We start from the raw sequence: 9,818 nt of genomic DNA, 5'->3' as shown, positions 1-9,818 counted from the left end.
GCACGTGAATCGCCTACTGGTCAACAATCCGCGCGAGCTCGACGACGATCAGGCCCGGGCGATTTATGCCAGCGCACTTGCGGGAGTGAGCAGCCCATGACCCCGAGCTCGGACGACCAACCGGAATCTCCACATTCAACTTACGACATCGTCGTGACCTTTGTCGGCTTCGCGACACCCATTCCACTCCGCCCAATCCAGTATTTCCGCCCACGTAGCTGAAACAGCCGCAAATAATTGTTCGTCAGCTCAGTCGGCCGGCTTGGCACGAATCTTGAGAGCTATTGCGAGGCAGCGGAACGGCCACCGCATCCGCGTTGGGGTTAACCGCATTGCTTCGAACAAATGAAGGAACGCCGAGCATGGCAGCACCGCATCAGAGCGCATTCTATGGAAAGGGCGGAATTGACAAATCCACCAAGATTGTCTCCGCCGCCGAAGCCGTCGCGATCATCTGTCCGGGCGATACAGTCGCTTTTTCTGGCTTCGTCGGCATTGGCACGCCGGAGGCGGTGATCTGCGCCCTTGAGAAGCGTTTCCTCGAATCGGGCGAGCCAAGCAATCTCACCCTCGTCTTTGCCGCAGCACCGGGCGACGGCAAAGACAAGGGCCTCAACCGACTGGCGCATGACGGGCTGGTGAAGCGTCTCATCGGCGGGCATTACGGGCTAGTGCCGAAGCTGACGCAACTGGCGCTCAGCGGCAAGTGCGAGGCCTATAATCTGCCGCTCGGGGTCATGTCCCATCTCTACCCCGAGATCGCCAGGGGCAAGCCCTGGCTGATCTCGAAAGTCGGGCTTCGGACCTTCGTCGACCCGCGCAACGGCGGCGGCAAGCTCAATTCCAACACGACGGACGATCTCATCGTGCTGAGGGAGATCGACGGCAAGCCGTTGCTCTTCTACAAGACCTTCCCCATCGACGTCGCCATCCTGCGCGGCACGCGGGCCGATCCATCCGGCAATGTCACGATGGAGAAGGAGGCCGCGACGCTCGACAATCTGCAGCTCGCCATGGCTGCCAAGGCCAGCGGGGGTATCGTCATCGTGCAGGTTGAGGGCATCGCCCCCGCCGGCTCGCTGAACCCTCGCGATGTCAAAATCCCCGGCCACCTGGTCGACTACGTCGTCGTGGCCGCGCCGGAAGATCACATGCAGACCTATGCGACCCAATACAACGGCGCCTTCTCCGGCGATTCCCGTCCGCCGCCGGACAGCGCTGCCTCCATGAAACTGGACGAGCGCAAGATCATCGCGCGGCGCAGCGCTTTCGAACTGCGGATGGGCGATGTCGTCAATCTCGGCATCGGCATGCCGGAAGGGATTGCGGCGGTCGCGGCGGAAGAGAAGATCATCGACCTCGTCAAGCTCACCACCGAATCCGGCACCATCGGCGGCACCCCACAGAGCGGGCTGGATTTCGGCGCGGCCATTAACCCCGAATCGATCATAGACCAGAACCAGATGTTCGATCTCATCGACGGCGGCGGGCTGAGCTTCGCCTGTCTCGGCTTCGCGCAGGTCGATGCTCAAGGCAATGTCAATGTCAGCCAGTTCGGTGACAAACTCGCCGGCGCCGGCGGCTTCATCAACATCTCGCAGAACACCCCCCGCCTCGTTTTCTGCGGCAAGTTCACCCACGACGGCCAGGCGAAGTTCATCAAAGAGGTCGAGCAGATCACCTTTTCGGGCGAATATGCCCGCGAGGCGCACCAGACCGTGCTCTACGTCACCGAATGCTGCGTCTTCAAGCTGACCGCCGAGGGGCTGGAACTAATCGAGGTCGCACCGGGATTCGATATCGAGCGCGACATCCTCCGCTATATGAAGTTCCTGCCGATCATCCGCAAGCCGCGCGAGATGGCGGCGGAGATCTTCGTCGACGGGCCGATGAATCTGCACAAGCTGCTGACGGATCGCGCTCTTTCCGAGCGCATGGTGTTCGACGCAGAGCGCAACACGCAGCCGCCGGCTACGCGCCCGACAGGCCCCGCAAGTTCCATCCAACACTCGTAACCCCATCGCTTGAGGAGAAACCAGTCATGCCTACATCGCAGACCCCGCATATCCAGACGCTGACCAACCAGATCAACGAGATGCTCGCCAAGTTCAACATGCCGGGCGTCGATCCGGCAGCACTTGTTAGGGAACAGGCCAGGAATATCGAGGCCGTCGCGCAGGCCACGCGGGTTGCCAACAAGGGCGCCTACGGCGTCGCCGAAAAGCAGCTGGAATTGTTCCGCGCGGCTTCCTCACAGCTCCTGATGATGTTTGAAGATGCGGCCCTTGCCCCCAAGGACCGCGGCGAACTGGCGAAACAGGCTTACGAGATGGCGCTGAACGGCTCGCGCGAGATCACCAGCATGGCGGTCAAGGCCAGCGAAGACGCCTTCGCCATCGCCCGCCAACGCATGACCGAGAATTTCGAGCAGTTCCGCAAGGCCGCGACAATCCGAAAGGATACGTGAGGCCGGACCTGCCGAACGGAAAGCATAATTCGTGCATGACAATCCTCCACCCGTCGAGGTGATGGTGGAGCTTCGAAGAGCGTCCTAGGAGGGACAATGACAATGAACGGAAACAAGCAGGCGGAAGGCGTCTATCCAGTTCCGAAGCAATGGGCCGACCATGCTTTCATCGATGCGCAGCTCTACGAGGCGATGTATGCCGCCTCGATCGCCAACCCGGACAAGTTCTGGGGCAAGCACGGCAAACGCATCCACTGGTTCAAGCCCTATACCAAGGTCAAGAACACCTCGTTCGAGCCGGGTAAAGTCTCGATCAAGTGGTTCGAGGACGGCACCACCAATGTCTGCTATAATTGCGTCGACAGGCATCTGCCCGAGCGGGGCGACCAGGTCGCGATCATCTGGGAAGGGGACGACCCGAAGGATGACGCCCGGATCACCTATCGTGAACTGCACGCCCATGTCATGAAATGGGCGAACGTCCTGAAGTCGCAGGGCGTCCGGAAGGGCGACATCGTTACCCTCTACCTGCCGATGATCCCCGAAGCGGCCTATGCCATGCTCGCCTGCGCGCGCATCGGCGCGATCCATTCGGCGCTCTCCACCAATTGCCAGCCCGAAGTCCTGGCAAGCCGCATCGCCGATGCGGCTAGCACCGTCGTGGTGACCGCCGACCAGGGCCTGCGCGGCGGGTGCAAGCTGGAGCTGAAGGCCGCTACGGACGCTGCGCTGGACGAGATTCCGGGGGTGGTGACAAGCGTCATCGTGGTCAAGCGCACCGGCGCGCCCGTCAGCATGCTGAAAGGCCGCGACTACTATTATGACGATCTCGCCGAGATCGTCCCCGATGAATGCCCGCCAGAGGAGATGAAGGCGGAAGACCCGCTGTTCATCCTCTTTACATCCGGCTCCACCGGCAAACCGAAGGCCGTGATGCACACCACCGGCGGCTATCTCGTCTATGCCGCCATGACGCACCAATACGTCTTCGACTACCACGACGGCGACATCCACTGGTGCACTGCCGAAATCAGCTGGATCTCCGGCCACAGCTACATTGTCTACGGCCCGCTCGCCAACGGTGCGACGACCCTCATCTTCGAGGGCACCCCGACTTATCCGAGCGTGTCACGCTACTGGGACATCGTCGACAAGCACAAGGTCAGCCTCTTCTACACCGCCCCCACAGCCATCCGCTCCCTGATGGGATCGGGCGAGGACGCAGTGAAATCGCATTCGCGCGCCTCGCTCCGCCTGCTCGGTTCGGTCGGCGAGCCGATCAACCCGGAAGCCTGGGAATGGTATCACCGCGTCGTCGGCGACGGGCGCTGCCCGATCGTCGATACCTGGTGGCAGACCGAGACTGGCGGCATCTTGATCACGCCGCTTCCCGGCGCCACCGACCTGAAGCCGGGGTCGGCCAGCAAGCCCTTCTTCGGCGTGCAGCCGCAACTGCTGGATGCTGCCGGCGGCGTGCTCGACGGCGTAGCGGACGGCAACCTGGTGATCGCCGACAGCTGGCCGGGCCAGATGCGCACGCTGTTTGGTGACCATGAGCGCTTCGAGCAGGATTATTTCTCCCCCTATCCCGGCAAATATTTTACCGGCGACGGCGCCCGGCGCGATGCAGACGGCTATTACTCTATCACGGGCCGCGTCGACGACGTCATCAACGTCTCCGGTCACCGCATCGGCACGGCGGAAGTCGAATCCGCCCTAGTCGCCCACGCTAGCGTTTCGGAAGCCGCGGTGGTCGGCTGTCCGCACGAGATCAAGGGGCAGGACATCTACGCTTACGTAGTCCTTATCGACGGCGAGGCTGCCTCTGACGAGCTGCGCAATGAACTCGTTTCCTGGATTCGTAGGGCGATCGGCCCGATCTTCACGACCGACAAGGTTCAGTTCGCGGTGGGTCTGCCGAAAACAAACTCGGGGAAAATCATCCGCCACGTCCTGCGCAAGATCGCTGAGGACAAATGCACCGAGTTCGGTGACACCTCGACGCTCTCTAACCCCGCCGTGGTCGACCACCTGATAGACAACCGGCTGAACCGGAAGGCTGGCTGACGGCAGCACAAGATGAAGACGTGGGTTCCGGCGTGTCGCCTCATCGGGGCCGACGGGGCGATCAAGGGAAAGACAATGGCCAGACGTACGAAGGAGGGAACGATGAGATTGATCATCCTTGGACCGCCGGGGGCGGGCAAGGGAACGCAGGCAACGCGCCTGGCAGAGCGGCTGGGCGTGCCGCAGCTGTCGACGGGAGATATGCTGCGCGCTGCGGTCACCAAGGGCTCGCCGGTCGGTCTTGCTGCGCGCGACTTCATAGCGCGGGGCGAATTGGTTAGCGACGACATCGTCGTCAATTGCGTCCTCGAACGCATCGCCGAGCCGGGCGCTGCATCCGGCTTCATCCTCGACGGCTTTCCCCGCACGCTGGGACAGGCGCGGGCCCTCGACGAAGCGCTCGAACAGGCGCGCATCGGGCTCGATGCGGTGCTCGAACTGAAGGTCGTCGAATCCGTGCTCCTCGACCGCATCATCTATCGGGCGCGCGAGGCCAAGGCCGCAGGCCTGCCGGTGCGCGCCGACGACAATCCGGAGGCGCTGAAAGTCAGGCTCGAAGCCTACCGGACTCAGACGCAGCCGCTCGCGGACTACTACCGCACCGCCGGCCTCCTACGCACCGTTGATGGGCTGAGGCCCATCGATCAGGTTACGTCGAGCCTTCTTGCGGAATTGCGGCTCCATCGCAAACCCGAAAGCGAACAAACCAGTCTGTCGCGGGCCGAATTCGAATGAGTCAGGAAAGGTGATCCGAATTCGCGATCCATGATGATCAAACAGGCAAAAACAGAGTGATCGCCCGCGAGGACATCTCCCACATGCCCGAATTCATCAACGTGCTGTCGAGTCGGGAGGAGACGATACGCGAGGTCCAGAGGCTGCTCTAGGAGCATGGAAGGAGGCGATCCGAACTTCGCGCTCGCCATTCTCGCGCGCTCATAGCTCCCAACGTTCTCTTTCTCCATTGGGAGTGTCGACGTGGGTTCTCTTTTTCTTTGGCCACAGCCCATAAGTACAACGATTGACAGAGCGGCGCCCGGCAAGAGTCACTTTGCTCTCCTTGGTCCGTTACGTACGCTACCCTATTGTTTATAAACTAAAATTGAGTTGCGCACCTATGCGGGGCGTCTGTCGATTTGTTCTCAGCATATTGCGGAGTTAAGCGATGCAGATAGCCTACTACTATGGCAAGTACCGGCCGTCATCAGACGTAGAACACGCACGAGACGCCTTCGAATACGTAGGTGGCGCACTCATGCGGCACCCTGAACGGGAAGCGGAGCCGATACTCCGAACACTCGCTGCAGCATGCCTGATTATTTTAATTTGCGTCGCCGTGGCGTTTGCCGCCAAAAGCGGCGTCGGCGACCTCGACCGCGGGGACACCCGACTTCTAATCTCGGAATGCAAGGTGCACACATTACAGCGCAACCAATGCGCCTACGTGTTGGCTACAGCATTTCATGAAACTAGATGCCTTATGAAGCCGGTGCGCGAGACTCTCGCGATATCTGACTTTCAGGCGATTGCCCGTCTTGACAGCGCATGGGCAAAGGGCGGGCTGCCTTGGGTCTCCTCCCCATATTGGCGTAAAGGCTGGTTTGGGAGAGGATACGCCCAACTCACGCACAAGAAAAACTACCGCGTGGCCAGCATCAAGCTCGGCATTGATCTCGTTTCCGTTCCAGCAAGAGCACTGGTACCGGAAATTGCGGCGAAGGTGCTTGTCATGGGCTTGAAGGAAGGCTGGTATACCGGCAAGAAGCTCTCGGATTACATTAATCTTCGGGCAAACAACTTCATCGACGCTCGCCAAGTTATCAATGGAATGGATTGTGCGGATAAGATCGCGGCATATGCCGTCGCGTACGCCGCCGCCCTTGAGCAAGACGGCTATAGTGTGACGGAAGCTACAGCAAAGGTCGCCGCTCCATAGCAGGAACTCACTACGGAAAGGCAAATCGCTCGTCCCGTTCCAGCGTCCTCGGGGCCAGGGCGATGACCGGGCCTGTCGCAAATTTCTTAGTTAACCGTCTGTTGACGCTCGCCGGATAAATTCTCGCTTCGAATTTGTGGAGCGAGCCTGTGATTCTGAATACCATTGCCGAGAAGCTGAAGCGCTGGTCGAAAGATGATTTCAAAGGGCGGCATTTCGAGCATGGCTCATCGTGCAGGCGGCGGCCTGGTATCTGCGGTATCCGCTCAGCTACCGAGACCTTGAGGAGATGTTCCAAGAGCGCGGCTTCGAAGTGGACCACAGCACGATAACCGCTGGGTACTTGCCTATGCTCCGATGATCGAGAAGCGGCTGCGCCAGTTTCGGCGCTCGCATTGTGGTTCGGTCAGGATCGACGAGACCTACGTCAAGATCCGCGGTAAGTGGCGTTACCTGTACGGCAAGCCCGGCAAAGGCGATTGCATCGCCATGTTTCTCGATCGTGAGGGCAAGGTGCAGTCTGCCCATTTTCGGATGCCGGAAGCCAGACAAGCGAAAGGCAAGGGCGATCCGACCGCGCCCGGCGGCGAGGACGGAAACGAGGCTGCCATCGACGTTTCAGCCAAGACCCGGCCGGACGTGACCCGAAACGGCATCGACATGATCGGCGATTTCCGCACCGACGCGCTGCACGAGGCGCTGGCACGGGCCCCGATCGAGGACGATACGCTCATGGCAATGCTGGTGCGTGCGTTTGCTGGACAGAACGTCTCGGTCGACTCCGGCTCCGAAGCCTCCGGGCATCTCTATGGGTCCAGGCGGTTCGCCCCGCACGCTGCCCAGTTGATCGGCGAAAACGGCAAGCTGGAGGTCGACATCGACACGCTTCGTGTCGTGGCCAGGTTGACCCTGATCGACGCCCTGTCGGCGCGCACCAATCGTTCGGACAGCGGCGTCGTTGTCCGCATTGCCGGCGATGCCATCGGCGCCAAGAGCATGGAGGATTGTGGCAAGGACGTCTAATTGCCCGCCGGGGGATCGTTCCTTCCGGACGAAGACACCCCACGCCGGACCGCGGAGCGGATCGCTGAGGAAGTTGTCTCGCTGCGCCCTCAATAGAGAAAATTCAATGAGGGACGAAAGGCCTTCCCATCGAGTCGGGAAGTTTGTTGGCGTGGCAGCTTATTGACAGTTGATTACTAACGATGCTATATCGTCATGACGGCATAAGAACTTTATAGATATGTAAAACCGTCAGGAGGCACTTTATGCACACTTTGAGAATACGCATAGTCAAGAGGCCAACCTCCTTGTCTCGGCGATTGAGAACGAGGGGGTCCGGTACATCTTCGGCGTCTCCTGTCACGACGGTGGAGATCGGCACTCTCACAAAAGAAGGACTGTCGCAATGGCCCGCACCCGCAGAAGCCATTTCAAAAGACGAGATCACCAGGGTGTATTTGTCGAGCCGCTGCAGAACGTATTTCAGCTCAATGCGTTCGGCCGACCGCTTTGCGACACGCCCGTTCAACATCCAATTCCGGTAAAGGAGCAGCCCATGGCTACCGTGAAAGTCGATATTGATAATTTCCAGTCGGAAGTTCTGGAATCCGCAGTACCCGTCGTCGTCGATTTTTGGGCTGAATGGTGCGGCCCGTGCAAGATGATTGCTCTGAGCCTCGAAGAAATCGCCGTCGAGATGGAAGGCAAGGTCAAGGTCGCCAAGCTGAATATCGATGAGAATCCGGAACTCGCCGCACAGTTCGGTGTGCTCTCCATTCCGACGCTTGCGATCTTCAAGGGCGGCGAAGTTGCCGATATCTCTGTCGGCGCAAAGCCGAAGACGGTTCTTTCAAACTGGATTTCGAGCGCTGTCTGATTGATATCGACGAACTATATCACATTGATGAAAAAGCCCGGCTCGACCGGGCTTTTTTCATTTCGCAGCCTTCATTTTGGGGGCGTGCCGTTGTCGGCAAGCACGTCGCCGACGAGATAGAGAGATCTGCCGACCAGGATGCGCGGCGGCAATGCCTCCGGATCGGCGACGGCTTTTATCGCTTCCAGCGCATCGCCGACCGTCGACATCGGTTCGGCAACCAAGCCGGCATCATAAGCGGCATTCGACAATATTACCGGGTCGACCATCGCTTCGCTGCCGCGGATCGGCACGCAGAAAACCTTCTCGACCAGGCCGGTAAAGGCCTTGAAATAGCCGACCGGATCCCTGGTATTGATCAAGCCGATAACTAGAAAAAGCGGCCGAGACTGGCGTTCCTCGAAATTGGCCATGGCTTCGGCAATCACTTCGCCGGCACCGGGATTATGCCCGCCATCGATCCAGATCTCGGCGCCGGGCGGCCTTGTAGCCCTTGAGGACGTCGGCGATCTTGCTGGATGCGCCTGCCTCGATAAGGATGTTTGGCGGGGTCTGGAAGATAAACTGTTTCATGTTGTGGTCCTCCTGTTGCTTTCTCGGACAGCAGGGACTGCCGTCCGCTCTGAAAAGATGATCATTGCTGTCGACCTCCTGGGCTCCTGAGGGCGGTTTATCCCGGTTACGCTTTTCGCGAGTTGCAGCTCGTCGGTGAGCTCTCACTTGTTCTCCGCATAATCGATCGGCACTACGACGACATGGACGCCGCCGCCTTCGAAAGCGGCTTCCAGCGCTGGCACCAGATCGTCCAGCGCTTCGACGCGCGTGCCCTTGACCCCATAGGCTTCGGCCAATTTCCCGAAATCCGGATTGTCGACGGTGTTGCCGAAATCCGGGAAACCGCGGGCGGCCTGCTTATGGCGGATCATGCCGTAGCCGCCGTCCTCCACGATGAGCACGACCAGGTTGAGCTTGAGGCGGCGGGCCGTCTCCAGTTCCTGGCTGGTCATGTGGAAGCCGTTGTCGCCGCAGACCGCCATGACGCGGCGCCCGGGATTGAGTATCGCGGCCATCATCGCCGAGGGCAGACCCGCGCCCATGGTCGCCAGCTCGTTGTCGAGTAGCAGCGTATTGGGGAGATAGGTCGGGTAGTTGCGGGCGAACGAGAGCTTGTACAAGCCGTTGTCGAGCGCAACGATGGCGTTTTCAGTCATGACCTCGCGCACGTCGTGCACCAGTCGCTGCGGCGTGACCGGCCAACGTTCTTCATCGGCGTCGTTGGACATCCGGGAGAGGATCTTCTCGCGCAGCGGCAGCAATGCGCCGGCATTGCAGCTTGCCCTCAAGGCGATCCGCCAGCGCCTTGAGCGAATGGCCGATGTCGCCGATGACCTCGGATTGCGGGAAGTAGACCTGCTCGACTGGCGGCGACTGATCTCCGATGTGAATGACCTCCCGTCCCTTCGGCCCCA

At 60.1% G+C, this 9,818-nt stretch carries 8 protein-coding genes and 4 pseudogenes; 8 read left to right on the top strand and 4 right to left on the bottom strand.

Annotated features, from left to right (window positions below; genetic code table 11):
* Positions 1-362: 362 nt before the first annotated feature.
* The 7 genes and pseudogenes from HFO99_RS33070 to HFO99_RS33040 form a co-directional block, all read left to right on the top strand.
* Positions 363-2,015 (top strand): acyl CoA:acetate/3-ketoacid CoA transferase, encoded by a 1,653-nt coding sequence (locus tag HFO99_RS33070; RefSeq protein ID WP_222034450.1) that lies wholly within the window; start codon positions 363-365, stop codon positions 2,013-2,015.
* A gap of 26 nt (positions 2,016-2,041) precedes the next feature.
* Positions 2,042-2,467: a hypothetical protein gene (locus HFO99_RS33065; protein ID WP_221952289.1), complete on the top strand. Its 426-nt coding sequence runs from the start codon at positions 2,042-2,044 to the stop codon at positions 2,465-2,467.
* A gap of 102 nt (positions 2,468-2,569) precedes the next feature.
* Entirely contained in the window at positions 2,570-4,534 is a 1,965-nt protein-coding gene (acs, locus tag HFO99_RS33060) for an acetate--CoA ligase (protein ID WP_222034473.1), read from the top strand.
* 102 nt (positions 4,535-4,636) lie between these two features.
* Positions 4,637-5,269: an adenylate kinase gene (locus HFO99_RS33055; RefSeq protein WP_260690059.1), complete on the top strand. Its 633-nt coding sequence runs from the start codon at positions 4,637-4,639 to the stop codon at positions 5,267-5,269.
* A 430-nt stretch (positions 5,270-5,699) separates the two neighbouring features.
* Positions 5,700-6,470, top strand: coding sequence for a hypothetical protein (locus HFO99_RS33050; RefSeq protein WP_222365729.1), 771 nt, complete (start codon positions 5,700-5,702; stop codon positions 6,468-6,470).
* Between the two features lie 149 nt (positions 6,471-6,619).
* Positions 6,620-6,929, top strand: a pseudogene (locus tag HFO99_RS33045) (IS6 family transposase); the annotation flags it as partial.
* A pseudogene (locus HFO99_RS33040) lies at positions 6,924-7,460 on the top strand (plasmid partitioning protein); the annotation flags it as partial. The pseudogenes HFO99_RS33045 and HFO99_RS33040, both read left to right, overlap by 6 nt.
* 226 nt (positions 7,461-7,686) lie before the next feature.
* Here HFO99_RS33040 and HFO99_RS33035 read toward each other — a convergent pair.
* A complete protein-coding gene (locus tag HFO99_RS33035; RefSeq protein ID WP_222365728.1) occupies positions 7,687-8,001 on the bottom strand; it encodes a hypothetical protein in 315 nt (104 codons plus the stop codon).
* Between the two features lie 27 nt (positions 8,002-8,028).
* Here HFO99_RS33035 and trxA point away from each other — a divergent pair, with 27 nt between their 5' ends.
* Positions 8,029-8,349, top strand: a complete 321-nt coding sequence (trxA, locus tag HFO99_RS33030) for a thioredoxin (RefSeq protein WP_222365727.1) — start codon at positions 8,029-8,031, stop codon at positions 8,347-8,349.
* Positions 8,350-8,420: 71 nt separating this feature from the next.
* On the opposite strand, the pseudogene HFO99_RS33025 reads toward trxA, so the two are convergent.
* From HFO99_RS33025 to HFO99_RS33020, 3 genes and pseudogenes are all read right to left on the bottom strand, one after another.
* Positions 8,421-8,831, bottom strand: a pseudogene (locus tag HFO99_RS33025) (bifunctional folylpolyglutamate synthase/dihydrofolate synthase); the annotation flags it as partial.
* Complete coding sequence (locus tag HFO99_RS33760; protein WP_163925920.1) at positions 8,794-8,922, bottom strand: iron-containing alcohol dehydrogenase; 129 nt, start codon at positions 8,920-8,922, stop codon at positions 8,794-8,796. The pseudogene HFO99_RS33025 and the gene HFO99_RS33760, both read right to left, overlap by 38 nt.
* A gap of 143 nt (positions 8,923-9,065) precedes the next feature.
* Positions 9,066-9,818: pseudogene (locus HFO99_RS33020) on the bottom strand (thiamine pyrophosphate-dependent enzyme); the annotation flags it as partial.

Source organism: Rhizobium leguminosarum, assembly GCF_019798305.1.
In the GTDB taxonomy this organism is placed as follows: domain Bacteria; phylum Pseudomonadota; class Alphaproteobacteria; order Rhizobiales; family Rhizobiaceae; genus Rhizobium; species Rhizobium leguminosarum_U.
Note: the sequence above shows the minus strand (reverse complement) of the source record. Positions and strands in the feature narration are given on the sequence as shown.

Excerpts from the sequence above, each read along its gene's own strand:
- HFO99_RS33055 (WP_260690059.1), top strand. The coding sequence starts at position 4,637 with ATGAGATTGATCATCCTTGGACCGCCGGGGGCGGGCAAGGGAACGCAG.
- trxA (WP_222365727.1), top strand. The coding sequence starts at position 8,029 with ATGGCTACCGTGAAAGTCGATATTGATAATTTCCAGTCGGAAGTTCTG.
- acs (WP_222034473.1), top strand. The coding sequence starts at position 2,570 with ATGAACGGAAACAAGCAGGCGGAAGGCGTCTATCCAGTTCCGAAGCAA.
- HFO99_RS33070 (WP_222034450.1), top strand. The coding sequence starts at position 363 with ATGGCAGCACCGCATCAGAGCGCATTCTATGGAAAGGGCGGAATTGAC.
- HFO99_RS33050 (WP_222365729.1), top strand. The coding sequence starts at position 5,700 with ATGCAGATAGCCTACTACTATGGCAAGTACCGGCCGTCATCAGACGTA.
- HFO99_RS33065 (WP_221952289.1), top strand. The coding sequence starts at position 2,042 with ATGCCTACATCGCAGACCCCGCATATCCAGACGCTGACCAACCAGATC.
- HFO99_RS33760 (WP_163925920.1), bottom strand. The coding sequence starts at position 8,922 with ATGAAACAGTTTATCTTCCAGACCCCGCCAAACATCCTTATCGAGGCA.